Genomic DNA, 24,041 nt, shown 5'->3' with positions numbered 1-24,041 from the left:
GTGGTGGTGTTTGCCAGCCCAAGCTTACCGAGCGTGGCAGCCATTGGCAGTAGAATCACCTGAAACGGAATGAAGCACCCAAATAGCAACAGGCTGAAAAACAGGTTAGAACCTCGGAATTGCCACTTACTGACTACGTAACCATTGAACGCACCTAATAAGGTCGAAATGGCTACGGCAGGGATCACCATCTGGAAAGAGTTCCAGAAATAACCTTTTACCCCTTCACATGCCACGCCAGTACAGGCGGAAGACCAGGCTTTACCCCATGCGTCAAACACCCATTCTTTTGGCAGCGACATGATGTTGCCCGCTTTGATGTCTGGCAGTGTTTTGAATGAGGTAATCACCATCACAAACAGCGGCATCAGATAGACAAGGCAGAAGAAAATCAGTGCGGAATAAATCAACGCGCGACCTAAGTTAAAAGAGCGAGAGTTAAACGGCTTACTCATGACTTTTTCTCCCTTAATTCAGAGTACAGATAAGGCACAAGAATGGCCAGAATACCGCCCAGCATCATCATGGCACTCGCAGCACCTAAACCGATCTGACCCCGGGTGAAGGAGTGTGCGTACATGAACAGCGCCGGCAAGTCAGATGAATAACCCGGTCCACCAGCAGTTAACGCGGTGACCAAATCGAAACTCTTGATGGCGATGTGCGATGTGATGATCACTGCGCTGAAAAAGACGGGTCTTAGGCAAGGCAGAATGATTTTCAGATAAATGCTTGGCAAGCTTGCCCCATCAATTTGCGCGGCTTTAATAATGGAAGAATCGATACCACGAAGCCCCGCAAGGAACATCGCCATTACAAACCCAGATGACTGCCACACCGCGGCAATAACCAGCGTGTAGACAGAAAAATCTGAATTAACCAGCCAGTCGAATTTGAAGTCGGTGAATCCCCAGTCGTGCACCAGTTTTTCGATGCCCAGACCTGGGTTTAGAATCCACTTCCACGCGGTACCCGTTACGATGAACGAGAGCGCCATTGGGTAAAGGTAAATAGTGCGGATTGCTCCTTCCTGGCGAATATTCTGGTCAAGCAAGACAGCCAAACCGACACCAAGCACAATAGCAATCAACATAAAGAGTAAACCGAAGAGACCCAGATTGGTGATCGAAGTGATCCAACGATCGTTGTCCATCAGTTTTTCGTATTGAGCAAAACCCACAAATTTGAAGCTGGGTAGAAAGCGGGAGTTGGTCAGCGATAAGGCTGCTGTCCAAAAAATGTAACCGTATATGCACACCACAGTGACGAGCATAGTCGGAGCCATAACAATTTTTGGCAGCCAGTTTTGTAGTTTGTCGGCAAAGCTTCGCTTAGGTGCCGACTTAGTCTTAGGCACTGTCAAAACATGCTCCATAACTTATCCTTGTTAGGGGACCCTCACGACCGCCGCAAGCGGCGGTACTAGAGGAAGAGTGGGCATTATTGCCCTTCCTTCAGGGGGTGTTCTTTAGGAATGTCGATATCAAAGCCAGCAGACCGCTATACAAGCAAACTTGGAAAAACTGCTGGCTTCGAATCGAGTCTTAGATGGCAGCTTTCACTGCTTTGGCTAACTTCTTCACCGTTTCTTCTGCATTGGCAGACGGGTCATTGAAGTAGTTGGTCACCACATCGTAAATCGCACCTTGAACGTAGCTGGTTGTCGACAAGCCATGCGCCATACTTGGCACAAGATCGCCGCTCTCAGCACTGGTCTTGAAGGTCGCCATAGAGTCCAGAGCACAAGAATCAAACTTCGTCATGTCCATGTCTAAGCGAACTGGGATCGAGCCTTTGTTCAGGTTAAATACTTCCTGGAAGTCTTTGGTCAGGATGGTTTTCGCCAGCGCTTTTTGTGCTTTTTCGTTTTCTGCATTTTTCAGCTTGAAGAAAGCAAAGCTATCGATGTTGAAAGTAAACTGACCATCCGTACCCGGTGCTGGTGCACAGATGTAGTCTTTGCCCGGCATTTTACCGGCAGCAGCAAATTCACCTTTCGCCCAATCGCCCATGATTTGCATGGCGGCATCACCGTTGATGACCATAGAGGTAGCGACGTTCCAGTCACGACCTGGAGAGTTGCTGTCGATGTAATCGCGGATCTTGTGGAATTTCTCAAACACTTCGACCATTTTAGATCCTTGAAGTACGTCCATATCCAAATCAACAAACGCTTTGTTGTAGTCGGCACTGCCTAATACATCTAGCGCTACCGCTTCGAATACTGTTGCGTCTTGCCATGGCTGACCGCCGTGCGCTAGTGGAATGTAGCCCGCCGCTTTGATTTTCTCAGCCGCTGCAAAGAATTCATCCAGCGTTTTCGGTACTGAAACGCCCGCGGCTTTCAATACTTCTGGGTTTGCCCAAAGCCAGTTAACGCGGTGTACGTTAACAGGAACCGCCACGAAGCTGCCTTCGTGCTTCATCACTTTGGTCACAACGCTAGGAAGATTAGTTTCCCATTTTTCCGCTTTTGCTACGTCATCAAGGCTGGTTAGGAAACCGAGGTCACCCCATTCCTGAATGTCGTGTCCTTTGATCTGGGCTGCCGAAGGTGGGTTACCTGAAACAGCGCGGGTTTTCAGTACGGTCATCGCACTTTCACCGCCACCACCAGCTACCGCAAAGTCTTTCCAAGAGTGACCTTGTTGCTCCACTTTGCTTTTCAGTACGGCTGCGGATTTCGCTTCACCACCAGATGTCCACCAATGAAGTACTTCAACTTCGCCAGCTTGTGCATAAGAAGTAGCAGCCAGCAATGATAGGGTTATCAGAGTTTTATTCATTTTCATTGTTATCGTCCATGTTATTTGACCTTGCGGCCTTGGATTAGGCAAAAACGGGGAAACGGATACAACCAAGCATTTCCTCATTTGCCTTCAGTCTAAACATGGAAAAAACGGAAGATTGAAACAAAGGGTAAGCCTAATGTAACGAGCATGTTACATTACAGCTCAGGGTCATGTGGAATAAGGACTTTTGCTTCTAAGCCGCCCTTGAGAGAATTGTAAATAATGAGATCTCCACCATGTGCATGAAGGATATTTCGGCTGATCCCAAGCCCCAGACCATGCCCGTCTTTGTCGTTGGCGAGTCGGTAATAAGGCTCAAACACCATGTCTAATTTGCTCTCAGGAATGCCTTTCCCTTCGTCCAAAATGATCAGCTCCAGCCTTTCTTCATTGTCGTAAACGTAGACATGAACCCGGTGACCGTATTTCACACCGTTGTCGATCAAATTAGTCAGCACTCTTTTCATGGCAAGGGGCTTCGCCCAAATTGGAGGAATCGAGTCTTCTGGCAAAAAGACTTTGGTGGTTTCCTGGTTATGGCTTTCCGCAATGGATTCCAGCATTTCCCCTAAATCAACATGCGCGTTGTTTTCGTGCAGGTCGGTTTCGCGCACACATTGCAATGCCCCTTTCACCATCATTTCAAGTTCGTCTAAATCTCTGTTGAACTTGAAACGCTTTTGGTCGCTTTCGAGTAACTCAGCTCGAATGCGCAAACGAGTAATCGGGGTTTTAAGATCGTGCGAAATGGCAGAAAAAAGGTGCTCTCTGTCGGTAATGTACCGGTTAATGCGCGACTGCATCCGGTTGAACGCCCGAGTTGCGGTGATCAGTTCTTCCGCTCCTTCTTCTGCCAGAGGCGACTGTTCAACGTCGATACTCATGTCGTTGGCTGCTTTCGCCAGTCTTCTTAAAGGGCGAACCTGACGCTTAACCATCAAATAGGTGAGAAGCAGCAACAAGGTTGTCGAGAATACTAAAAACAAAACCTGGTCACTGCCAAGAATGGTGTCGTCCAAGCTGATGTAAGGTGCCGGAAGTAGTGCCGCTATGTACAGCCATTGATTGGTGTCCAGCTCAATCTGCACCACCAGAATCGGCGGGTTCAAAGGTTCTAACGTTAGGGTGTGATGTGCCCACGAGCGAGGTAAATCACTCAAATAGATGTCGTTTTTCAGTATTCGTAAGGTATCGGGGCGTGAAAACTCGACATTGGTTTGCTTGACCTTTCTAAGCTTGGTGCTCAGCACCTGTTCAACCGCATCCATGGATATGCGTTTTAGCTTGGAATCAGGGACAGGGTCTATATCTAACCGTTCTTCGTTAAAAGAGACGAAAAAGCGCGTTCCGCCCATATTCCGTATCTGGTCGAGCACAATATGGCGGTATTCTCTGGGAAGCGACTGAAAGAAGGTGACAGTTGAAGCAAACATGTTTGCCATACTTTCTGACGCCGAACGAATGCCTTCATACTCCCTTTGCTTGGACTGCGAATACCAGATGGATGTCGCAATCCCTTGCGCCACCACCACTGCAAGTAATGTCAAAAGCAGCGTGCGCGCGACAAGTGAGTTGGGCCAGCGGAATCGCATCTATCAGCGCTCATAGGTAACAGACGCAGTAAACATATAACCATTACCGCGCATAGTTTTGATGTACTTGTTGCCTTTATCACCCAAGCGCTGGCGAAGCCGACTTAACTGCACGTCGATACCTCTTTCAAAAGGCAGCGCTTCCCTACCCCTTGTGGCAATCGAAATGGTGTCGCGATCCAGAATTTCATTAGGGTGGGAAAGGAACAGCATCAACAGAGCAAAATCACTGCCGGAAAATTCAATTACCTCTTCGGATTCCAGATGCGTAGCCCGATGAGAGAGCGTATCCAGCCGCCAGTCACCAAACACTATGCTTCTTGAGAGCGACGGCGTGGCATTGGCTTCATCCTCCAGGGTGTGCATTCTTCTCAACAGGGCTTTGATACGAGCCATCAATTGGCGTGGGCTGAAGGGCTTGGCGATATAGTCATCGGCTCCGATTTCCAGACCGATGATCTGATCCGTTTCGTCAGAAACCGCAGTAAGCATAATGATAGGAACGTTGGAGTGCTTACGCACTTTCTGACACAAAGTAAATCCATCGTCACCGGGTAACATTACATCCAGCAGGATTAAATCCGGGTAACCTTGCTCAGAAATAAATTCATGTAGGGCGATTCCGTCTTCCACACTGGAGACGTCAAACCCAGCTTTAGACAAGTACTCTTCCAGCAATTCTCGGATTTCGCTGTCGTCATCCACTACCAGAATGTGAGTTTTTGCCTGCATACCTGTTGCCTTTTGCTTGTTTTGAGCATAGCTCATTCATTTCAGTAATTTTATTCTAGCCTGTCTGATTTTTTGTTTGGCAACTTTATCAATAAAATTTGAGCCTGTTATCAGCACATATAATTTTTATATGAACTCATGCTCGCAATAATTCTTCCGAATAACCGATTGATATTGAATAGTTTTCAACCAGAAATACCAAAGTACATTCATCTAAATTATAAGGTAAAAACCAATATTAAATATAAAGAAGGGAAATGCGCTTATTTTATTTCTGGCTCAAATTCATTATTCACTTAAACAAACGCGCTCATTTGTTTAACCAGACCTTTTCAAATTGAAAGATTGTATTAAATATCTGTGTTAACTAATTTCCGAATATTCAAAGAGTTTATTAGCAATTTATAATTCTAATCGAATGAAAATAATTTGTATGACACAGATCTCATTTATATGGCTTATGTTTAATAGATTCTGCGATAAAACACTCAATACATTGAGGTGTTTATAAATTATTTGTTAGAATCTGAGCACATTTTGATTTCAACGCTTATCATTTCAACGACAAATTTCAGTAGAGAAACACTCGTAAATTGTTCTCATATTATGCGTCTAGATTAATTCAGGAAAACAGTCCATTTGAACAAAGCACTTGAAAAATTAAAGCAAGTAATGCGTTGGATATCTGGCGACAGCGAAGATGTATTCAATAGAGTACATCACGTTTTCCTGCTGCTTGTTTCTATTTTCATGGTCATTGTAGGCGTTTTTAATACCGTCGCTGAAATTACACCCATTCACTTTTCTATTATTCTCTATGTCGTTGCCGCTTTAATGGGGGTGATGTGGTATTACTCTCGCTTTAAAGATCGCTATCGACCTGTTGCCGTTTTATTTGCCACTTGCCTGATGGTGTTTGTGATCCCCATGACCTGGTTTTCGAATTCAGGATCATACGGTCCGACTGCCTTGTATTGTCTGGTAACAGCGCTGTACACCCAAAGTGTGTTGCGAGAAATGGCGATGTTGAAGTGGCCTTTCATTACCTTCGCGATCTGCCTGCCATCTATTCTGTTTAGTGTGGAAACCTATTACCCTGATTTGGTGACGCATTACACCTCAGATTACGCTCGTTTCCTTGATCATCAGTTTTCTTATTTTGCCGTCATGATAATGCTAATGGTTATGATGTCTGGACACGTTTATCGCTATCGAATGGAAGCGATGAGAGCCCAAAGCTACGCAGAAAAACTGAAACATTTGGCTGAGCGAGACAGCTTAACCAACCTTTACAACCACCGCGTTATTCTGGACAAAGCGCGCCAAATCAAAGACAACGCCAAACAGGCAAGTTTGATTCTCTGCGACGTAGACCACTTCAAAAAACTCAATGACTCCTACGGGCACCTAATGGGTGATGCGGTGTTGTCCGAACTTGCCCGAACGCTGGAAGCGGACTTTTTACCAGAAGGTTCTTCAGTCGGTCGATATGGTGGCGAAGAGTTTCTGCTTTCTCTCCCTGTCGGGTTGCATGAAGCGGGAGACATTGCCGAACGCATTCGGGTTGCCGTGCTCTACTGCAGCAGTCAGTCATTAGAAATAACCATCAGCTTAGGGGTTTCTCAGTTCCGTGATTCCGAAACGGTTGCCGACGCGCTGAAACGTGCAGATCAGGCACTTTACAAAGCCAAACAGCTCGGCAGAAATCAGGTCGTCATTGCACCAGCCGACAACGAAGAAGACAACCAGACCTTTAGCCCTCAATACACGCCGTAATAGCTATCCTCACCATAATAGCTATTCACACCACAATAACTATCCACGCCAAAGCAGCTATGCGTCTGAGCGTCTGTGCACCAGAGTGACTGAGCCGGGCTCACAATTTTTTCCTCTATGTAACGCTTTCCAAAATCTTGGACTACACTTTTTCTAGTCGTGACAGTCCAAGGAAATAACTATGAAAACCAGAGCAATAATGGCTTATGTCTTCGGTGCTATGTCTATCATTGCGGGCATCACCATAGTGTTAGGGTTCACAATTCTAAGCTCTGCAGACAAACTAAAGCAGACTTCGGAAACACGCTACGCCTCGTATCAGGTTGCTGATGAGCTAAGACAGAGCTCCGATGACCTGACCCGTTTAGCAAGAACCTACGCACTGACAGGTAATGACGATTACGAAAGTATGTATATGGACATACTGGCGATTCGTAATGGTGAAAAACCACTGCCGCAAAAGTATCACCAAATTTACTGGGATCTGGTGATTAACTACGGCGAAAAACCAAAGCCTGACGGTCAGACAATTTCAATTCAGCAACGAATGAAGGACTTAGGCTTCTCAGACAAAGAATTCGCGTTACTAAAAGAAGCACAAGGTAACTCAGATGCTCTGGTGAATCTGGAAGTGAAAGCTATGAACGCGGTTAAAGGTATTTTCCAGGATCCGAATTCTGGTCAATATACCTTACGTAAAGAACCGGATACTGCGATGGCGGCGGAACTGCTTCACAGTAAAACCTACCACGTTGAGAAAGCCAAAATCATGAAACCGATCGATGGTTTCTTCTCTGAGCTTGAGAACCGAACTTTCAACTATCTGGAGCGAGATTTTTCTTCTCTTGAGAAAGCGGTAATCATCACCTTAGCTCTGATGGTCTTATTGCTCATCGCAGCTGTCATCGGTTTTGTCATGGTAAACAGAGTCGTGACCAAGCCAGTGACCAACTTGAGTGTCCAGCTTAAAAACATTGAGAGCAGTGGCAACCTCGGGCTTAGAATTGACAATGTGGGCAGTGGCGAAATCGGGGAAATCGCCGTTCAGATTAATAGCTTGCTGGAATCTCTGCACAAGACAAAAGAAACCTCGAACCGTGTTTCGGCACACGTTCAGGATCTGGCATCTCAAACGCATGGAGTGGTATCTGAAAGTCGTATGACCTCAGACACACTGACTCAGGAAACCAACTCGGTACTGGTTGCGGTAGAAGAGATGGCTACAGCCCTGACACGAGTGACAGACGTCACTGTAAATGCCGAGAATGAAGCCTCACAAAATGACCGCAACGTAAGTGAAGGACAATCGTCCATGCAACTGGCAGTGGATTCCATGACCACGCTGCAAAGCGAGTTCGGCAACACCCAGCAAGCGATGGAAGGGCTGATTTCTGAAAGTGCTCAGGTATCTGGCGTGCTGGACGTAATCAAGTCGATTGCAGAACAAACTAACTTGCTGGCACTGAATGCCGCTATCGAGGCAGCACGTGCTGGTGAGCAGGGTCGAGGCTTTGCGGTGGTAGCAGATGAAGTTCGCTCTCTGGCTCAACGTACACAGGATTCAACCAACGAAATCGAAGAGATTATTGCCAGCCTGCAAGAAAAAACCAATTCCATGGGTGGTACCATCAATCAGGCTGCTGGGCTAATGTCCACGGCTCATGAGAGCATCGATAAGATTGGTGAAGTCTTCGTTAAAATCAAAGACACCACGGGCACTATTTTCAGCCTCAACTCTGAAATCGCTCAGTCTACCGACGAGCAATCCAAGGTGTCTAATATGATCAACGAAAGTCTGTCTCAGATAAACGAGCTGACTAATCAGGTCGCGCGCTCAATTGAACAGGTAGAAGTGTCAGCTTCCAATCTGGATCAGAGTGCTAAAGAACTCGCTAATATGTAAGCGTCATAGTTCTCACATAAACGTATCATTAGGGTGTCATTTGTTATGGCACCCTTTTTTTGTCACATAAAGGTCACAGTTCAACCATTTAGTGCTTTGCTTTGCTTTAAAAACACTCTATCTCTTTCTACGTTTAGATGATGACTGTTCACATTCGGTATGCCAATGATCGTTAAAGCATTTTCAAAAACCATCAAAGGTCAGATTGCCCTATCTATTGTAACCATATTCGCCCTCTTCCTATTGTGGGTGTTTGCTAATGGATACTTTAGTGCGCAACAAAGCAATCTGAATACGATCCGCCATAATCTGGCTAAAGCGCATACCTCGCTGCTGCAATTACGGCGTCACGAAAAGGACTTCCTTGCCAGAAAGGACGAAAAATACGTCAAACGTTTTGACGACGAAATTGTGGTGCTGTCGCAAACCCTGAATACCATCTATCTGCTCAGTAATCAGGGGAAAATTAATGTCCGCGACGATCTAAAAAACACACTCAGTTCGGTCACTCAGTATCAGGATCGTTTTGATGCTCTCGCTGTTACCTTCTTACACATTTATTCCCCTTCTGACGGCATACTCGATAAGTTGTTGCTCAACCTCGCTAAGCTGCGTCAGGAACTGCCCAACGACTCTCAAACCGTTGAGCGAGTGATTGCTGAAACCGAACATCTGGTTCTGGAGATGGGCGCAAATCAGACCTTTTTGCTGGAGGTAGAAAACAAACTTCTGAAAAGTTTGTATCGTAAAGATGTTTCCGAGAAGAAAAGCATCATAGATAATTTGGTCGCACTAAAATCGGGCTTAAACCCTGACAAAGACACATACGCCATGGTGCTACTGGATCAATCTTCGGAGCAAGTACATGACTTACTTTTCAGCCTTCGAGTGCTTGGTTTAAGTGAGAACCTAGGGCAGCATGGAGCATTGCGCGAAACCGCCCATCAGATCGAAGCCAACTTTTTAAAACTGAGCAAGCATATCGATACCGTGCTTTTGAAGTCTGAAGATACCATCAGTACTTATCAGTTAATCTTGTTCATTATCATGTTGGTCGCGACAGCATTTTCACTTTTGATATTGGTACTGAATGCCACGAAAATTGAGAAGAAACTGAAAGTCTCAGTACGTGAGGCCGAAAAGGCCAACCGGGCTAAGAGTTCCTTCCTCGCCAATATGTCTCATGAAATCCGCACGCCTCTGAATGGCATTATTGGCATGGCGGAAATCTTAAAAGGCACACGTTTATCAGCCATGCAGAAGGATTATCTGAAAACCATAGATTCCTCTTCTCAAACCCTGTTAATGCTGATTAACGATGTGCTGGATTTATCGAAAATCGAGTCCGGCAAGCTGCAAATCTCCCCTCATACCTCTAATGTAAGAGAAGTGATTTATGACACCGCTGCACTTATTGCACCTAAAGCGCATCAGTCTGGCATTCAGTTAAACGTAGACGTCTCAACCGCAATTCCAGAACACGTAAAAGTCGATGAACACAAGCTGCGTCAGGTCATGATGAATCTGGCGTCCAACGCCATTAAATTCACCAAAGAAGGGTCAGTTTCCTTAATTCTATCAAGCCGAACTTTTGAGCCAGATTCAATCAGTTTGCTTTTCCGAGTGATCGATACCGGAATCGGCATCGATGTTGCCAAGCAGCAGAAGATTTTCCAGGCATTTGAGCAAGAGCATAGTGACACTTCCAAAGAATTCGGAGGCACCGGGCTCGGTCTTGCCATTAGTGACAAAATAGTCGAACTGATGGGAGGAAAGCTGGAGCTGATTTCTGCCAAAGGAAAAGGCAGTGAATTTAAATTTGAGATCACCTGCCCCATTGAACAAGGGCATCAGGTTCCTATTGGGAATCTTCCATCGGTGTTGCTCGTCAATATTGCTTCTGACTCACCTATCTGCGATGAACTGGATCACTTCTCCGTCAATTATCTGCCTTACGATATGGAAAACAGCGATCAGGAAGTGCCTCATAATTGCGTTGCCGTATGTGCTCAGACGACATCAGAAGAGACCAGCGCGACCTTGTCACAACTGAGGCTTTCCCACTCAGATTTGCCGCTTGTTGTGGTCCGCGACAATCATCAGGAACATTTGAACTTTGAACATTTGGTGGATGGTTACCTGACCGCTCCTTTATTTGGTTTGCGATTGCTTACGGTATTAAAAGAAAGCCAGACTCAGCACGTACCCGATGCCACCAGTGAACCTGATTTCAACGAATCACGCAGCTCTGCCACCAGCCAGATTCTGTTGGTTGAAGACAATGCCGTTAACCAGAAGGTCGCTGAGATTAATTTGGAAAGAATGGGACTTAGAGTGTTCATTGCCAACAATGGACAGGAAGCGGTAGACGCGTATCAGGCAGACCCTAAAGGCTATGCCGCTGTGCTAATGGACTGCATGATGCCTGTCAAAGATGGTTTTGAAGCAACAGCTGAAATTCGGGCTTACGAAAGCGATAATCAGCTATCCCCAATTCCAATCATTGCGCTTACTGCAAGTGTGCTGGAAGACGACATTCAAAAATGTTTTGATGTGGGTATGGATGACTACTTACCTAAGCCTTTCACCAAAGCCGTGTTCATCGCCAAGATGGAGAAATACGTCGAGGGTGTACAGGAAAGCACGGAGTCGTAGCCGACTCCGCTGAATTTCGAAACTATAAGTTTTTCAAAGACGCCGGAACAATCACCTTATGCGCCGGTGTGACAAAGAACATGTAAGCGCGTCCCAACATGTTGTACACGTGTACTGTGGTTGTAGCATATACCTTGGTGTACTCACCTTTGTCTTCTAAAAACAGTGACACTTTCACATTCAGGTGTTTATCGTCATCTTCCATGATCACTTCACGATCCGAAATGCTATGAAGAGAGAATATTCCGACCATGTCGCCTGCCTGATATTCATTCGCGGCCTTGTTCGGCAATACATCGGTCAGTCTTCCTAAGTTCTTTAACCCAAACAGTCCCACAATTCGATTTCGGGCGTCCATCAATTGGTTGACCCACGACGGAGTGGTACTCACTAATCTTAAATACACCTCCATGGCAGACTCTCCATGGTTTTCAATCAATGTAGTGAACGTATCGCGAAAGTAGGATTCAGAAGTAAACTGATGTATACGGGCATCTGATTGGAATGTCATAAACTTCTCCAAGACTCAATGTTTCGAATTAGCCTACTTCAACAAGCCTTAATGTGTTGTTAGAAAAGTCATGCAGAGGAAAGAGGAATAAACAAGGCAGTATAAAACGACAAAACCCCGGCAACTCATTGAGTTATCGGGGCTTTGTTTGAATAAATGGCACGCCCTGCAGGATTCGAACCTGCGACCACATGCTTAGAAGGCACGTGCTCTATCCAACTGAGCTAAGGGCGCGCTACAGGGACAGGATTATACGAGATGCTTGGTTAAGGTCAACGAATTTATCTAACATTATGATTCGAATGACCAAAAAAAAGTCGGAATGGGGAAAAAGACACCGAAACCTCCTTTAGCAATCGTTTGCTTAATGGATATTGTCATATTTTTTTGCGACAATACGCCAAAAATTCAGCCCCCAAACTCAAGGAATAACATGTCTGCTCAAAATATTGATGGCAAACTCATTTCTCAAACTGTTCGTTCAGAAGTTGCAGCGCGTGTAAAAGCACGTACTGATGCAGGGCTACGCGCGCCAGGTCTTGCTGTAGTTCTGGTTGGTGAAGATCCAGCTTCTCAAGTCTATGTAGGCAGTAAGCGCAAAGCGTGTGAAGAAGTAGGTTTCGTTTCTAAGTCTTTCGATCTACCAGCAAATACAACAGAAGAAGAATTGCTGGCTTTGGTCGACGAACTCAACAAAGACGGTGAAATTGACGGTATTCTGGTTCAACTACCGCTTCCAGCAGGTATCGACAGCACTAAAGTTTTAGAACGCATCACGCCTGAAAAAGACGTTGATGGTTTCCACCCTTACAACGTTGGTCGTCTGAGTCAGCGTATTCCTAAACTGCGCTCATGTACGCCAAAAGGCATCATCACTCTGCTTGAACGTTACAACATTGAGCTTCGTGGTAAACATGCTGTTGTTGTTGGTGCTTCCAACATTGTTGGGCGCCCGATGACACTTGAATTGCTGCTGGCAGGTTGCACAACAACAACTTGTCACCGCTTTACGAAAGATTTAGAAAGCCACGTACGCCAGGCTGATGTGGTTGTCGTAGCGGTTGGTAAGCCTAACTTCGTTCCAGGCGCATGGATTAAGAAAGGTGCAATTGTGGTTGATGTCGGTATTAACCGTCTTGATTCCGGAAAACTGGTCGGTGACGTGGAATACGACGTAGCAAAAGAAAACGCAAGCTTTATCACTCCGGTACCAGGTGGTGTAGGTCCTATGACCGTTGCAAGTCTGATTGAAAATACGATGCTTGCCTGCGAACAATACAACAGCTAATCACTCATCTGAATATTGCAATAATGCTCTACCCCTAAAGGGGTAGAGCATTATTTTTTAAGCAGAAATCCTCTCTCCTATCCACATACCTTGTTACTAATAACCTCATTTTCTCTGGTATTTTTTTCATACTTTCTAAAGCTTGCTTTTGCACAACTTTTCCTCAAAATATCGAAAGAATTAGAAAATAAAATATGCAGGATGCATTTTGAAATCTTTTGTTATTTTACCGCAGAAACCCGAATTGCGTGATGCTACATACATCAGGCGATGTACTATAGAAAGGTACACAGACCATAAGCTTGAAAGTTCTGATGAGCTGTGGTTTGAAATCGAAAATAAAGTGAACCAACTCGATGACTCCGATTGTGACTCCTATGTTCTAGCTGTCATTATGGATGCGATGCAGGAGCAGCGGGAAGTTCACGTAAAGGGTGAGGTTTCGCGCACCTTACTTGGAAACATTGAGGAATTTCAGTCAGCCTGGAACAAGTGGCTGCCAGAGCTTTACCATATCGTTGATATTAAAGTTGATGTGGTCAATAGCGATCCGGTACTGCCACGTAACCAGGCTATCTGTGCGTTTTCTGGTGGTGTCGACGCGACCTTTTCCGTTTGGCGTCATCATAAAAAACTTGCGGGTTACCGCTCTCAAAACATCAGGCTATCTGCCTTGGTGCATGGTTTCGATATCCCTCTGAATGATAACGAAGCATTTGAAAACGCATTCAAGCGCTCTGAGTCTACGTTGAGCGATGTCGATATTCCTCTGGTCGCCATCAAGACCAACTATCGACTCTGGTCAAAAGTGAACTGGGAACATGCATTTTCTACGGCTCTTGTCGCTACACTCAGTAACATGAAGAGAGAAGCTGATATATGCATTGTTGGCAGCAGCGAACCCTACGACAGCTTAGTCATTCCTTGGGGATCGTCTCCAATTACTGACCACTTGCTAAGTTCCAGTAGTTTCACAGTTATTCATGATGGAGCCAGCCACAGTAGAACAGAAAAAGTGGATGAAATAGCAAATTGGCAGAAAGGAATCGACAACTTACGAGTATGTTGGCAAGGCGATCTTAAAGACCGAAATTGTGGTGTTTGTGAAAAGTGCCTGAGAACCAAGCTCAACTTTTTAGCAACAGGCAATGGTATTCCTAAAAGCCTGCCGGGCTCCGATATTCACAAAGCGCTGCGTGGGATCGTTCTGAAAAACGATGCTGTAAAAGAAGAATGGAAACAAGTTTTAGAGCACGCAAAGAAAAATGACATCAACCAGTCTTGGGTTTCCGAAATCCCCGCCATTCTAAAACGCACAGATAAAACCCTCGCTCAAAGAGTTTTCCCAGAAGGAAGTAAAAGAAAAGCGGTTGCGAAATCTTTCATAAGAAGGCTGAAAGGTCAGCCTCAGTAGCCACGCCTAAACTAAAGAACTAGAAAGCTAAAAAATAAAAAAGGCTGAACTCTATGGTGGGGTTCAGCCTTTATTATTAATGCAGTTCTGCAAATCAATAAACAATCTTATCTGCTAAGTGACTCACCGCAACACCGAAGTAGTATGAGCGATTCCACTTCATCAACACTTGATAGTTGTTGTAGATAAGGTAGGCGCGTCCATCTTCGTCGTCTGGCATGATTAGCCACGCATCAATGTCCTCTTTTGGCTGAGGCAATGGCTTCCCGTTGATGCGTGTCAGCCCCAGTTTGCGCCATTCAGCCAGAGTTTTGGCTTTGTCTTTCTGACGCCCCTCTAGGTTCATATCAAATCCGGCTGGCACAGTAACCTGGCGACCCCAGGTGTACTTATCGTCCCACCCAGACTGACTTAAATAGTTCGCCGTAGAGGCAAAAACATCAGACTTGGTGTTCCAAATGTCTTTCTTGCCATCATTGTTGCCGTCGGCGGCATAAGCAATGAACGAGCTAGGCATAAACTGACACTGCCCCATCGCACCGGCCCAGGAGCCTTTCATCTTATGCGCCTGAATGTGACCTTCATCAAGAATGGTTAAGGCTGCCATGGTCTCTTTGCGAAAAAATGCTTCGCGGCGACCGTCATAAGCTAACGTGCTCAGTGCATCGATAACCCCATAACCGCCTGTCAACTTGCCAAAGTTACTTTCCACTCCCCACAGGGCAACAATGAACCTTGGCTGCACACCGTATTCATCACCGATGCGTTTCAGCTCCGTGTAGTGCTTGTTATAAAGTGCCTTGGCTTGCTTTACCTTCCAGTTTGGGACTGCACGTGGAATGTACTCATCCAGAGTCAGTCTTTTTTCTGGCTGATTCCTGTCTGCTTTCACCGCGCGCGGCTTATAGCTGACGTTTTTAAATGCACTATCAATGGTTGCCTGGGAAATCCCTTTTTCCAAGGCTTCGCTTTTCAGCCCTTCGATGTAATCTTCAAAACTGGCGGTTTGGGCGAATGCCGCCTGGCTAAGCCCTAAACCCAAAAGCGCTACGAGTATTTTTTTCAAGCCTTTCTCCCTGAGCGGCCAATGTCTTACTTTTGCTTGGCCTTTTGCTCTTTGTATTTTTCTAATAGATTTTCTGGCGGTGGTGGCAGTTGAAGGAAAAAGCCTTCGCTTTCCAAAGATTCTTTCACTTTCTCAATATCCACCTGAGCCAGTTGGCGACCATCTAGCTTAATCACCATCACAAAGATGGGTTTACCAAACATATCCTTCAGCGGCTGAGGCACTTCAGAAAAGTCGTCCTTTTTTGGAACGTACAGGTATGCCCCTTCTTTTTTAGGGCTTTTGTAGATAGAACACAACATATGGGACCTATTTTTGCGTATTTTTCTTCGCTAAAAAGTGAAGTTTTCGTAAAGTTTGAGAGATTTTGAACGTAAAGCGTCTATTTGACAATAAGTTGCTTGATGAGGAATGTGTAGAAATATAACATGCTAGCATTTTAGGGTCCGACCACAACCCAAATTGTTTGAAATTTAACCATGACAACAAACACAGATCTCAAAGGCAGCAGTTTTACCTTATCTGTTCTTCACCTTTCTGGTACAGATGTAAGTGAAAGTGTGCGCTTCCTGCACGACAAAGTCGAACAAGCCCCTGCTTTTTTTCAACATGCGCCTGTAGTGCTTAACGTTGAACAAATGTCTGGTGATATTGATTTCCAACAGTTGAAATCGGGCGTTATGTCGACGGGAATGATCCCGGTTGGTGTAACGGGCTGCAAAGACAAACGTTCGCAATCTTTGGCAAAGGAAGCAGGCTTCGCCGTAATGTCTTCAAGCAAGACAACCACAGCTCCCGCTCAGATGGCACCCACAAAAGTCATTCGAACCCCTATTCGTTCAGGACAACAGGTTTACGCCAAAGACGGCGACTTGGTGATTCTGAACCATGTAAGTGCAGGGGCAGAAGTGATTGCAGACGGCAGTATTCACATTCATGGCACATTGCGTGGGCGTGCGATTGCTGGCGCAAGTGGACAAAAAGAAGCGAAGATCATTTGTCACGATTTACAGGCTGAGCTGATTTCCATCGCTGGAAACTATTGGCTTAGCGACCAAATTGACAGTGCGTATTGGCAGAAAAAGATCATGTTAACCATGCATGAAGACCAACTGACAATCGATACCCTCACGATTTAAAAAGGATAGTTTGATGGCACGCATCATTGTTGTTACATCAGGTAAAGGTGGCGTAGGTAAAACCACCTCAAGTGCAGCGATTGCTTCCGGGCTCGCTCTAAAAGGCAAGAAAACCGCGGTAATCGATTTTGATATTGGTTTGCGTAACCTCGATTTGATCATGGGTTGTGAGCGCCGCGTCGTCTACGATTTTGTTAACGTGATTAATGGCGAAGCCACGCTGAACCAAGCGCTGATAAAAGACAAACGTACAGAAAACCTATTCATTCTTCCGGCTTCGCAAACCCGTGATAAAGATGCACTGACTCGTGATGGCGTACAGCGTGTATTGAATGAGATGGATGAGATGGGTTTCGACTTCATCATCTGTGACTCGCCAGCAGGCATCGAGCAAGGTGCACTGATGGCACTATACTTTGCAGATGAAGCCATTGTGACGACTAACCCTGAAGTTTCATCGGTTCGTGACTCCGACAGAATCCTGGGCATTCTGGATTCAAAGAGCCGCCGTGCAGAAGAAGGCTTGGAGCCAGTAAAACAGCACCTTCTACTGACTCGCTACAACCCGGCACGTGTTACACAGGGTGAAATGCTGAGTGTGGAAGATGTAGAAGAAATTCTGCACATTTCATTGTTAGGTGTGATTCCAGAAAGCCAGGCAGTACTAAACGCATCGAATAAAGGTGTGCCAGTGATTTTTGATGAAGAGTCGGACGCAGGGCTTGCTTACGATGATGCTGTAGAACGCTTACTGGGTAACGAAAAAGAGTTTCGTTTCCTGACTGAGCAGAAAAAAGGCATCTTTAAACGACTATTCGGGGGCTAATTATGTCTTTACTGGAGTTTTTCCGACCACAAAAGAAAACATCCGCTAACGTCGCGAAAGAACGCTTGCAAATCATTGTGGCGGAACGTCGTAAAGAAGGTTCCGCTGCACCGACCTATCTTCCTCAATTGAAAGAAGATATTTTGAAGGTCATCAGTAAATACGTCGATATCGATCCAGAAATGGTCAATGTTTCTCTGGAACAAAATGACGATGACCTGTCGGTACTGGAGCTTAACGTTAAGCTGCCAGACGAAGATAAGTAGTCTACTAGGGTCTGTTGACAATAATGTTTTACAAAAAAACAGCGGCATTTGCCGCTGTTTTCTTATCAACTTCAACTCATTCAAACGCTAGCTTGGCTTAACAAATAGATGTTCAAAGCTTTCGTTGTCTTCTAGCCAGGTTTCGAATTCTTCACCTTTCAGAGGTGGTGAAACATAGTAGCCCTGAACCAGATCACAGCCATTGCTCATTACGAACTCCAGCTCCTGAAAGGTCTCTACCCCTTCAGCAACGGTCGAGATTTCTAATTTCTTCGCCAGAGAGAGACTGGTTTCAATAATGGCCTTACTTACCTTGCTGCTTTCAGCGCCATGAACAAAGGAGCGATCTAATTTTAGCTCTGTGAATGGCACGCGTTGCAGCTGTTCCATAGTGGAAAAGCCCGTCCCAAAATCATCTATCGAAAGACCAAACCCCTTGAGGCGAAAACGCGTCAGAATATCCAGACTGGTCGTAGCATCTTTGCTTAACAAAGATTCCGTAATCTCGATGACGACATGATGTGCCGGAACATTGTGTTCAGTGACCAGTTCTTTTACCTGTCTAGGGATCTCCAGATTGGATAAACAGTAGTGAGAGAAATTCACAGACAGCATCAAATCCCAGCCCCTCTTTTTCCATCGGGCAAGATCTGAAATTCCCTGTTTGAAAATCATTTCAGTCAGATGATTAATCAGCCCAAGCTTTTCTGCGATGGGGATAAACACGTTTGGCGGGATAGTGCCTCTTTCTGGGTGGTGCCAGCGAGCCAATGCTTCTACACCCACAACCTTTCGCGTCTGAATGCAAAGCTGAGGCTGGTAATAAGGCACTATGTGACCTTTTACAATGGCTTGTCTTAGCTCTGCTCCAATCGCGGTCAGGTTGACTCGATACCCTTCTCCATTGCCAATCAAGCCAGATGAACTGAACATTTTTCTCAGCTCTTCGGTATTGATCGGCTTAGAAAGCGCACCTAAGACCGGAATTCCGCGTTCCTGAGCAATCTTGACCGCCGTTTGCAAAATACGGTCGTCTTCACCACTAATAAGAATCAAAGAAGCACTATGATTCAGTGCTTCCATATGACGAATCAGCTCTACCCCATCTAACGAAGGCATATTGAGATCAGAAATCACCACGTTCACTGGGTTTAACTGGCACGCAATCGCCTCTGCACCTTCTACAGAATTGGTGGTCAGCGTAACTTGTACAATGCCCATCGCAGCGAGGGCTCTTTCGAGCATATTCAAAATGAATGGATCGTCGTCAATCACCAGAACGTGAAGATGCTCAAAGGGTTGCTCAGTCATTACTACTTACCCGCCTCCGGAAATGTCCTTTAACTCTATATTGATATTTAACTTACTTTATCATACAAATTATGTTACAAAAACTTACATTTTGTAATTTTGGTGAACGATTATGAGTTACTTCCTCGCCAAGTGGCAGATGATATCTGGTAAGATCACTATTGCTATGTTGGCAATTGCCGCTATTGTTGTCACTAAAGCGATAGTAAGTTTTCAGCTTTATTCTCAAGTTCAGGAAAATAATGCAACAATTAGCAGCGAAAACATTCCTGGAGAGCTTGCAGCGGTAAAAATGCAAGATGCACTGGGTGATATGAATGCCGATATGCTGCACTATATTCTTGGTGACGCGTCACGAGAAGAAACCTTCGAACAACACCGTACTCAGTTCTTCCATCACCTTGATAGAATTGAAAAATCCAATGCCATTGATATCAATACCTCCCAGGAATTAGGCAGCCTTTTCTTCCAGTTTGAAAACCGCGTTAAGCTGGATATTTTCGCTTTTTACAATCCTAATGATGAAACCTGGGCAAAATCGCAGGCTCATTCTCTGGTTAATACCACAGGTCAATCTCTTCTTTCCCTTGCCGAGAAAGTACAAACTCTTGAGTCTACAGCTCACACTGCAAACCTATCTTTGCAAAGTGACGAGCTGTTTGAGTTGATCAACGACCTGAATCAGATGCTGACCGTATACGTGATTGGTTCACAGGGAGTGAAAGAAGATTTCTCTGCCACCGTACAGAGGGCAGAGTTTTTGCTGACGTGGCTAAAGTATCTACTTAATGAGCCATCGTCCCACGAACTGATCGAACAGCTTCGTGCCGAGCTGCGTGTAATGAGAAACGGTGGCTTTGAAATATTCAGCCGCTACGACAACAACGACAAACAAGGCGTTTTGCAAGCAGTCGAAGAAATCAGTGGTCGGGAATACAAACAGCTGGCTGACACCATAAGCCTGCTTTCGACTCGACTGGACAGCCAAATGACCGAACGACTGGCCATTCTGGATAACCTGACCAACAACTACAACTACTTCCTGTTCGGGTCTATTTTCGCCGTTCTGGTCTTTTGTTCGGTGGTCATTCTGTACATCTATCGTTCACTCAGCCTACCGCTTTTAAAAATTAACATGCAAATGAAAAGCCTGATCAAAGGCGATACCAGCATTAAAGTGCCCTATCGTTACCGCAGCGACGAAATTGGTGAAATGGCGCGAATGCTGGAAGCATTCAGACAGAATCAGATAGAACGCAACCAGTATCAGCAAGAAGTGATCATCGCCCGAGACAATGCAGAATCGGCCACCAAAGCTAAAGCCAATTTCCTTGCGACAATGAGCCATGAGATCCGCACCCCGATGAACGGGATCATTGGCATGATTGATTTGCTGAATACCACACGCGTCAATCGCGAGCAGCAACGCATGTTAAAAACCGTGCGCGAGTCCTCTTTCTCCCTGCTCAATATCATCAATGACATTCTGGACTTCTCTAAGATTGAAGCAGGGAAACTGGACGTAGAACAAACGGCTCTCCCACTTCGTGAAACACTAGAGAATGTCGTATCCACTCTGTCGCCCAGTGCAGAAAATGCAGGGATTATCTTCCAGCTTTACATTGCCCCTGAACTGCCAGAAGAGGTACAGGGAGACCCTGTTCGATTACGCCAAATTCTGTTTAACATCATCGGAAATGCCATTAAGTTCTCGTCCAAACTTTCCCGAAGAGGTGAGGTGTACATCGAGGTGCATCCTTATTTCATAAGCAAAGACGAAATCACGGTACAGTTCGATATACGCGATAACGGAATCGGTATCCATCAGGATCATATTGATAATCTCTTCACGCCATTTACTCAGGCGGAATCGGATACCACTCGACGGTTCGGTGGAACTGGCTTGGGCTTATCCATTTCCAAACATCTGACTGAACTAATGGGCGGTGAAATTTCTGTGCGCAGTGAAGTGGGCGAAGGAACAACCTTTAGCCTTCATCTGACATTCCCATATTCATCTCAGCCAGGAAACAGTGTTAAACCTGTTCAAATCGCAGATACTCAGGTCTTTATCGACCTTTCTTCTGACTGGTTGAACAGCCATATTCCGAGTTATCTAAAATCGCTGGCGATCCCTTGGAAGAAACTCGATCGCTACCACTTCCCTAGCTTAGAACTGAATTCGCCAGTCTGTATTATCATTACCGATAACATGACCGAGCTGATGGCAATTGAGCCATCAAACCTTAGAGATTCAATTAAATATCTGGATTTACTTCCACAGGCTAACATCTCGTCGCAAATCACCGACCGGACTTTCTCAATATCCGCTCAGCCGTTGAAACTTTCTAATTTGAGGTACGGAATACGCGTAGTGCTGGGCATGGAAAGTCCATTTGATATCGCGCCTGATAAACAACAGATACAGGAAGTGGAAGCGGAGCATTCTGGCGAAAGCAAAGGTTACATTCTGGTTGCGGAAGATAACCCTGTAAATCAGGAAGTGATTAAGAAGCAACTTAAGGCGCTAGGGTACGATTGCGCACTGGCTGACGACGGATTGCAGGCACAAGCCATCTACGAACAGCATGAGTTCGATTTGGTGCTTACTGACTGCCATATGCCAGAGTGTGATGGCTACGAGCTCACTACTGCGTTAAGGCAGAAACAGATAGAAAAAGGTCGCCGTATTCCAATCATTGCAGTGACAGCCAACGCCATGATCGGTGAAGCGAAGAAATGCTTAACCGCAGGTATGGATGATTACCTGCCAAAACCTATTGAGCTAGAAAAGCTGAAGAAGATGCTCAGTGACTGGATCAAGGAAGAGCCTGAAGCCAATCAGAATGACGCCGCTATGATTAACCCTAGCCTTAATTTGGAGGTGGTCGATACGGTCTTTGGGGGCGACTTAAACTCATACAAACAGAGTATTCGCGATTTTGTTCAGCTTAGCTTGCCTCAGTATCAGGCGATGGCGGAAATAGAAAGTGAAGAGTTTGAAATGAGCGTGGTGGCAAACATTGCCCATAAACTGAAATCGTCAGCATCGACCATAGGGTTAGATTCCCTTTATCACCTCACCCAGACCATTGAGCAACATGCTAAAACAAGCGACAAAAACTCATTGCTTGAATCCATGAGTGAACTGAAAGCACTGTTGCCTAAAATTGAAGCTGTGCTGGACGAAGCTGGGGACGATTAGCGTTAAACCACTCGATTAAGAATAAAAAGGAGCAGCCAGTTGGCTGCTCCTTTTTTAACTAAAACTTGATTAGTGGAGTAATGGCTTACCCCAACCACTCGTAAACAAGGTCCGCTTTTTCTTGCGGTTCCAGTTCAACTTCAACAGTTTCTTCAACTGGCTCAACAAAAGATTCTGAAGTATCAGATCCTGCGACGGGTTCATCCTGCTCGGGCAACACATCTGTTGCACTCGAATCAATGTTTTCTTCAGGAATATTTTCTTCGGCAACTGTTTCTAGTGGTACTTCTGGTTCTGCTGTCTGAGGATCGTCAGAAGTTACCGGAGTGCTCTCCACCAAAACAGGTTCCGATTCAACTGGAACCTCCAGAGAAAACTCTCTGACCTGTTTAAAGTTATTCAACTCACGCTGAAAATCCACCACCGGTGCAAGCAGATGAACCTTAAAGGTCACTTCACTGCCCTGAATTTTCAGTACTTCAGTAGAAGCCACGGAGTTTAATGATTTGAACAAAGATTCAAGCTGGAAGAAGTCGCGTGAGCTTTTTACTTCCAAAAACTGAACCGTGACGTTTTCTGTAGAAACATCAGATACCTGTACGGCACTCTTTCCTGCAAAGTAATCACTGACCTGATCGACAACCTGCTGCAGAGATGCAGAAAATTCGCCACGCTCCTGCCCGGACATTGGAGATTGCTGAGAGCCAATCATTTGCGAAGGAGTCTGGTCAAACAAAGTCCAGCGAACCGTTGCTCGCCCAGAACTTAAGTGTTGAATACGCAGCACCAGTACCGCATCCGCTGGATAACGCTGGCTGGCTTTGCTTATGGGGTCGACAAATGCGCCCCATATTTCTGGAGCGGAGATTCCCGTAACATCATCAAAGTCGCCGACTGGAACCGTAACTGGCAAGCCTCGCGAATCAGAAAACTGATTCAGCAATTGGGTTACATTGGAGCCACTTTGCTCCCAGATGATCTGACGCTCATAACGATCTTCTTCCACAATCCAGACCAAAACGGAAGAACGGGATTCAGACCAATAAGGTAACCCAGCCTGAGTCAGTAGCCCCTGAATTTGCTTAGGGTTAAATGCGACTTTAAGGGTTTCCTGACCATCCAGATTCCCAAAGCTGATTTGAGAAAGATATGGGCTGGTCGACTTCATTGCCTTTTCAATAACCGGATTACTGGCTACATCTTTCTGACCTGATGCCTTTATAAGTACTTGCTCTAAACCTTGGGCTTTTGCCAGATCTTCGGCTTTTTCTTCCGCAGACAACACAACTTCTGATTGAAAAATGTCTACTTTGGTCAGCGCAAAACCAGGAAAAGCGAGCAAACTCAACAACAAACAAGCTATCCGATACATAAATACTCTGTCACAACGTGAATGAACTCCAAATGATAAGCAACTCTCGATTTAGGGGCAAGGAAACATCGCGAATACAGTGATATACCCCAGCACCCACCTTAAATTCTCTGTATATGAATAATCAGTCTATGTGACATTCTTTGATCTATTTATCGATGCAATCGATTTCGAGATGATAAAATCCCGCAAA

General features: G+C 45.4%; 19 protein-coding genes and 1 tRNA gene. 9 read left to right on the top strand and 11 right to left on the bottom strand.

Annotated features, from left to right (window positions below):
• The 5 genes from RH89_RS14785 to RH89_RS14765 form a co-directional block, all read right to left on the bottom strand.
• The coding region (locus RH89_RS14785) for a carbohydrate ABC transporter permease (RefSeq protein ID WP_004403480.1) at nt 1-455 on the bottom strand (455 nt) is incomplete at its 3' end.
• Nucleotides 452-1,375, bottom strand: coding sequence for a carbohydrate ABC transporter permease (locus tag RH89_RS14780; protein WP_004403479.1), 924 nt, complete (start codon nt 1,373-1,375; stop codon nt 452-454). The genes RH89_RS14780 and RH89_RS14785, both read right to left, overlap by 4 nt.
• 169 nt (nt 1,376-1,544) lie before the next feature.
• Complete coding sequence (locus RH89_RS14775; protein ID WP_004403477.1) at nt 1,545-2,792, bottom strand: ABC transporter substrate-binding protein; 1,248 nt, start codon at nt 2,790-2,792, stop codon at nt 1,545-1,547.
• 155 nt (nt 2,793-2,947) lie between these two features.
• Nucleotides 2,948-4,384: an ATP-binding protein gene (locus RH89_RS14770; RefSeq protein ID WP_004403474.1), complete on the bottom strand. Its 1,437-nt coding sequence runs from the start codon at nt 4,382-4,384 to the stop codon at nt 2,948-2,950.
• 3 nt (nt 4,385-4,387) lie between these two features.
• Nucleotides 4,388-5,116 (bottom strand): response regulator, encoded by a 729-nt coding sequence (locus tag RH89_RS14765; protein WP_004403472.1) that lies wholly within the window; start codon nt 5,114-5,116, stop codon nt 4,388-4,390.
• Between the two features lie 639 nt (nt 5,117-5,755).
• Between RH89_RS14765 and RH89_RS28745 the strand changes: the two genes are divergently transcribed.
• From RH89_RS28745 to RH89_RS28740, 3 genes are all read left to right on the top strand, one after another.
• On the top strand, nt 5,756-6,892 hold the full coding sequence (locus RH89_RS28745; protein WP_004403461.1) for a GGDEF domain-containing protein: 1,137 nt from the start codon (nt 5,756-5,758) through the stop codon (nt 6,890-6,892).
• Nucleotides 6,893-7,073: 181 nt separating this feature from the next.
• Nucleotides 7,074-8,795, top strand: coding sequence for a methyl-accepting chemotaxis protein (locus RH89_RS14755; protein WP_004403459.1), 1,722 nt, complete (start codon nt 7,074-7,076; stop codon nt 8,793-8,795).
• Nucleotides 8,796-8,960: 165 nt separating this feature from the next.
• Nucleotides 8,961-11,450, top strand: a complete 2,490-nt coding sequence (locus RH89_RS28740; protein ID WP_050811537.1) for a hybrid sensor histidine kinase/response regulator — start codon at nt 8,961-8,963, stop codon at nt 11,448-11,450.
• 22 nt (nt 11,451-11,472) lie between these two features.
• On the opposite strand, the gene RH89_RS14745 is transcribed toward RH89_RS28740, so the two are convergent.
• Together RH89_RS14745 and RH89_RS14740 are read right to left on the bottom strand one after the other, a co-directional pair.
• Nucleotides 11,473-11,961, bottom strand: coding sequence for a DUF2867 domain-containing protein (locus tag RH89_RS14745; RefSeq protein ID WP_004403454.1), 489 nt, complete (start codon nt 11,959-11,961; stop codon nt 11,473-11,475).
• A gap of 157 nt (nt 11,962-12,118) precedes the next feature.
• Nucleotides 12,119-12,195 (bottom strand) — tRNA-Arg (locus RH89_RS14740).
• 199 nt (nt 12,196-12,394) lie between these two features.
• Here RH89_RS14740 and folD point away from each other — a divergent pair.
• Nucleotides 12,395-13,249 carry a bifunctional methylenetetrahydrofolate dehydrogenase/methenyltetrahydrofolate cyclohydrolase FolD gene (folD, locus tag RH89_RS14735; RefSeq protein WP_004403453.1) on the top strand — a complete coding sequence of 285 codons (855 nt, stop codon included), beginning with the start codon at nt 12,395-12,397 and terminating at the stop codon, nt 13,247-13,249.
• 208 nt (nt 13,250-13,457) lie between these two features.
• Nucleotides 13,458-14,663 (top strand): hypothetical protein, encoded by a 1,206-nt coding sequence (locus RH89_RS14730; RefSeq protein ID WP_004403450.1) that lies wholly within the window; start codon nt 13,458-13,460, stop codon nt 14,661-14,663.
• A 94-nt stretch (nt 14,664-14,757) separates the two neighbouring features.
• Here the strand turns inward: RH89_RS14730 and RH89_RS14725 are convergent, their stop codons facing one another.
• A complete protein-coding gene (locus RH89_RS14725) occupies nt 14,758-15,729 on the bottom strand; it encodes a lytic murein transglycosylase (RefSeq protein ID WP_004403449.1) in 972 nt (323 codons plus the stop codon).
• 26 nt (nt 15,730-15,755) lie between these two features.
• Nucleotides 15,756-16,031: a YcgL domain-containing protein gene (locus RH89_RS14720; RefSeq protein WP_004403448.1), complete on the bottom strand. Its 276-nt coding sequence runs from the start codon at nt 16,029-16,031 to the stop codon at nt 15,756-15,758.
• Nucleotides 16,032-16,208: 177 nt separating this feature from the next.
• Between RH89_RS14720 and minC the strand changes: the two genes are divergently transcribed.
• Genes minC through minE form a run of 3 tightly spaced genes read left to right on the top strand, consistent with a single transcriptional unit; the run spans nt 16,209 to nt 17,960 of the window.
• On the top strand, nt 16,209-16,868 hold the full coding sequence (gene minC / locus RH89_RS14715) for a septum site-determining protein MinC (RefSeq protein WP_004403446.1): 660 nt from the start codon (nt 16,209-16,211) through the stop codon (nt 16,866-16,868).
• A gap of 13 nt (nt 16,869-16,881) precedes the next feature.
• On the top strand, nt 16,882-17,694 hold the full coding sequence (gene minD / locus RH89_RS14710) for a septum site-determining protein MinD (RefSeq protein ID WP_004403445.1): 813 nt from the start codon (nt 16,882-16,884) through the stop codon (nt 17,692-17,694).
• A 2-nt stretch (nt 17,695-17,696) separates the two neighbouring features.
• On the top strand, nt 17,697-17,960 hold the full coding sequence (minE, locus tag RH89_RS14705) for a cell division topological specificity factor MinE (RefSeq protein WP_004403443.1): 264 nt from the start codon (nt 17,697-17,699) through the stop codon (nt 17,958-17,960).
• A gap of 87 nt (nt 17,961-18,047) precedes the next feature.
• Here minE and RH89_RS14700 read toward each other — a convergent pair whose 3' ends face one another.
• Nucleotides 18,048-19,271, bottom strand: coding sequence for an EAL domain-containing response regulator (locus tag RH89_RS14700; protein WP_004403440.1), 1,224 nt, complete (start codon nt 19,269-19,271; stop codon nt 18,048-18,050).
• 112 nt (nt 19,272-19,383) lie between these two features.
• Between RH89_RS14700 and RH89_RS14695 the strand changes: the two genes are divergently transcribed.
• The gene (locus RH89_RS14695; RefSeq protein ID WP_004403439.1) at nt 19,384-22,476 is read left to right on the top strand and encodes a hybrid sensor histidine kinase/response regulator; all 3,093 of its coding nucleotides are present in this window, start codon (nt 19,384-19,386) and stop codon (nt 22,474-22,476) included.
• 85 nt (nt 22,477-22,561) lie between these two features.
• On the opposite strand, the gene RH89_RS14690 is transcribed toward RH89_RS14695, so the two are convergent.
• Nucleotides 22,562-23,848 (bottom strand): DUF2066 domain-containing protein, encoded by a 1,287-nt coding sequence (locus RH89_RS14690; protein ID WP_022551256.1) that lies wholly within the window; start codon nt 23,846-23,848, stop codon nt 22,562-22,564.
• Nucleotides 23,849-24,041 lie beyond the last annotated feature (193 nt).

It is taken from the genome of Vibrio nigripulchritudo ATCC 27043, assembly GCF_000222685.1.
GTDB lineage: Bacteria > Pseudomonadota > Gammaproteobacteria > Enterobacterales > Vibrionaceae > Vibrio > Vibrio nigripulchritudo.
Note: the sequence above shows the minus strand (reverse complement) of the source record. Positions and strands in the feature narration are given on the sequence as shown.

Coding starts and splice junctions, on each gene's coding strand:
- RH89_RS14720 (WP_004403448.1), bottom strand. CDS start 16,031: ATGTTGTGTTCTATCTACAAAAGCCCTAAAAAAGAAGGGGCATACCTG.
- minC (WP_004403446.1), top strand. CDS start 16,209: ATGACAACAAACACAGATCTCAAAGGCAGCAGTTTTACCTTATCTGTT.
- RH89_RS14770 (WP_004403474.1), bottom strand. CDS start 4,384: ATGCGATTCCGCTGGCCCAACTCACTTGTCGCGCGCACGCTGCTTTTG.
- RH89_RS14745 (WP_004403454.1), bottom strand. CDS start 11,961: ATGACATTCCAATCAGATGCCCGTATACATCAGTTTACTTCTGAATCC.
- minD (WP_004403445.1), top strand. CDS start 16,882: ATGGCACGCATCATTGTTGTTACATCAGGTAAAGGTGGCGTAGGTAAA.
- RH89_RS14780 (WP_004403479.1), bottom strand. CDS start 1,375: ATGGAGCATGTTTTGACAGTGCCTAAGACTAAGTCGGCACCTAAGCGA.
- RH89_RS14695 (WP_004403439.1), top strand. CDS start 19,384: ATGAGTTACTTCCTCGCCAAGTGGCAGATGATATCTGGTAAGATCACT.
- RH89_RS14755 (WP_004403459.1), top strand. CDS start 7,074: ATGAAAACCAGAGCAATAATGGCTTATGTCTTCGGTGCTATGTCTATC.
- RH89_RS14765 (WP_004403472.1), bottom strand. CDS start 5,116: ATGCAGGCAAAAACTCACATTCTGGTAGTGGATGACGACAGCGAAATC.
- folD (WP_004403453.1), top strand. CDS start 12,395: ATGTCTGCTCAAAATATTGATGGCAAACTCATTTCTCAAACTGTTCGT.
- RH89_RS14690 (WP_022551256.1), bottom strand. CDS start 23,848: ATGTATCGGATAGCTTGTTTGTTGTTGAGTTTGCTCGCTTTTCCTGGT.
- RH89_RS28740 (WP_050811537.1), top strand. CDS start 8,961: ATGATCGTTAAAGCATTTTCAAAAACCATCAAAGGTCAGATTGCCCTA.
- RH89_RS14775 (WP_004403477.1), bottom strand. CDS start 2,792: ATGAAAATGAATAAAACTCTGATAACCCTATCATTGCTGGCTGCTACT.
- RH89_RS14700 (WP_004403440.1), bottom strand. CDS start 19,271: ATGACTGAGCAACCCTTTGAGCATCTTCACGTTCTGGTGATTGACGAC.
- minE (WP_004403443.1), top strand. CDS start 17,697: ATGTCTTTACTGGAGTTTTTCCGACCACAAAAGAAAACATCCGCTAAC.